The organism is Flavobacterium solisilvae, from assembly GCF_012911605.1.
Lineage (GTDB): Bacteria > Bacteroidota > Bacteroidia > Flavobacteriales > Flavobacteriaceae > Flavobacterium > Flavobacterium solisilvae.
In genome coordinates, this window is the sequence record NZ_JAAMPT010000173.1 from 1 (window position 1) to 2,195 (window position 2,195).

At 35.1% G+C, this 2,195-nt stretch carries 2 protein-coding genes; both read right to left on the reverse strand.

Annotated features, from left to right (window positions below; all coding sequences use genetic code 11):
* Positions 1-263: 263 nt before the first annotated feature.
* Entirely contained in the window at positions 264-764 is a 501-nt protein-coding gene (locus G6042_RS00845; protein ID WP_169522380.1) for a hypothetical protein, read from the reverse strand.
* A gap of 175 nt (positions 765-939) precedes the next feature.
* Positions 940-2,195, reverse strand: a 1,256-nt coding sequence (locus G6042_RS00850) for a hypothetical protein (protein WP_211161606.1), incomplete at its 5' end; no start/stop codon positions are given.

Genomic DNA, 2,195 nt, shown 5'->3' on the forward strand with positions numbered 1-2,195 from the left:
AAGGTTTGTTTTTGATAAAAACGACCTATTTAAAGCTATTTTTAGTTCGTATCATTTTGGGAACAAATCAAACTACTTCAAAATATACCTTGGCTTAAAACCAATTTATAAGCTTTTAACTCGGTGAATTTGTATTGAAAATGGGGTTTTTTCACAAGCTGACGGTTTGCGGCTTGGCGTCAGTAGCGGCAAGTTAAGAAAAAATAGTATGCGGAAGACAAGGTTTCAGGAATCCGTTAGGATTCCGGCGCAATGCTTGCAAGCTATTGCGCGAAACCGCTGTTACCAGTAGTAGCGTTTTTATAATCTTTGCCCCAATTATTTAGTAACCGTAACAATTCGGCGTAATTCTTGTTTTCGGGAAGTTTGGTTTTCCATTTTCTAATTATTTTCTCAAACTTCGGTTTGTCTCTTTTGATAAATGCCGAAGTTCCTTTAGCAAAATAATACCAAGCTTTTCCATCTTCACCGCCAAACCATTTTTGAAATATCGAATAGGTTTTGCCAAAATATTTCAACGCTTCTTTATCTTTTCTGGCAAAAGCAAACATCTGTCCAGCGTGCCAATTTAATGACATTCTGTTTTCAACGTTTCCATTTTCTAAATATTCTTTGATCAATTCTGCACTGGCTTCGAACTTATTTTCCTTTGACAATTTTCTCCAACAACAAGTGTCGCTATCAAAAACTCTCTGTTGATATTTCAAGCAATTATTCTGAGCAAATAGGGAAGAAGATAGAAGTAAAAATAAGATGAACTTCATTTCAGGAGTTTTGTTAAGCTATTACTGGTAACGTGCCGCGTATTGGCGATGGGCGGGATTTTTAGCACTGAACTTTAATCGAAGAACAGAAGTTGAATTTTGCACTTCCGTTGATACGAAGCCGTTCAGCCCGCCTATTGCCAATACGGTGTTAGCAGCCGCATTTTTTCTGTTGTCAATTTTTGTTTGCATTTATTTGTTGTCGTAAATATTCGTTTAGTCCGTCTTTTTTAATTCCAAATTCTTTTTCAATGGCAGTATAAATATCTTCGTGCGACATTAGTTTTTTTAATTTGTTAAGCCCTCCGTTTTTAAATGCGATGTAGCAAAGTAAACCTTGAATTGTGCTGTTTGGATTAGTAAAGTTGTCCATATACCAAAATTTTTCAAAGTCGTTTAAATTTATTTCTGCGTGTTGATTTAGGTAGTCATTTAGTCGTGTCAAATGCCATTTTAAGTCGTGTCCCATAGAACCACCATAGAAAACTGCCAAACCTTCAACTAATGGAGATTTAGGAAAAAGATTGTTCAAATAAATGTGAACTACTTCGTGAAAATAATTTTCGCCAAGACCGCCTGCAAAAACTGTTTTTGTGTCTAAGTCAGACATCCCACTTGGTTTGTCTTTATTACCCATTACAATAGAATAGTCAAGCCCTCGTAAATGCAAAACTTTTTCGTAGGTGTCGGCAAAATAATAGTCAATAGGAATAGTTTGTAAATTCCATTGTTTTGTCAGGTCGTCAATGGATTGCAATAATTTATTTGCTTCGTTCTTGTCAAACGTATGTGAGTATGGAAAATGAAATGTTACGTTTCCAAGTTTTTCTGTTTTCCAATTATTGCTATTTACAGTTAAGGCATTGTAAAGTTTGTATTGTTCATTTTCCTTTTTCGCAAAAACAGAAGTGATACATAAAACATAAACACTTTCTAAACTGTCTGCCCAACTAAACAAAGTTTTAATTTCAAAAAAATCGTTTTTGGGTTTTACATACAAAATTGTTGGATTTCCCATTGAATATGTTGGATAATCCGAATTGATAGCGTTGAGTAGTTGGTCAACTTTTGGGAATTTCTTTTTCTCGGTGTCTGCCCAAAATGGACTGTCTTTTATGTTATCCTTGTTCGGGTTTGATTTTAGGTAATTTGCCCAAAGGGTTGTTACAGCTTTTATGTCTTGGTCTGTGGTGTCAACACCCGAATTTATTGTAACACGTTGTCCAAAAGTTTTGGTCGCAAACGCAAAGAAAATAGCGATTGTCAAAATGATGATATGTCTGGGTTGCTGTGTCGTCATAATGTGGCTGCTAACGTCAGACTGTGAAAAAACCTCCACAATCCTAGTACCAAATATAGTAAAATAGTTGTAAGAAAAAGATAAATTCATTATTTTTAGTGATGCAACATATACAAGGAATAGCTCGCAAC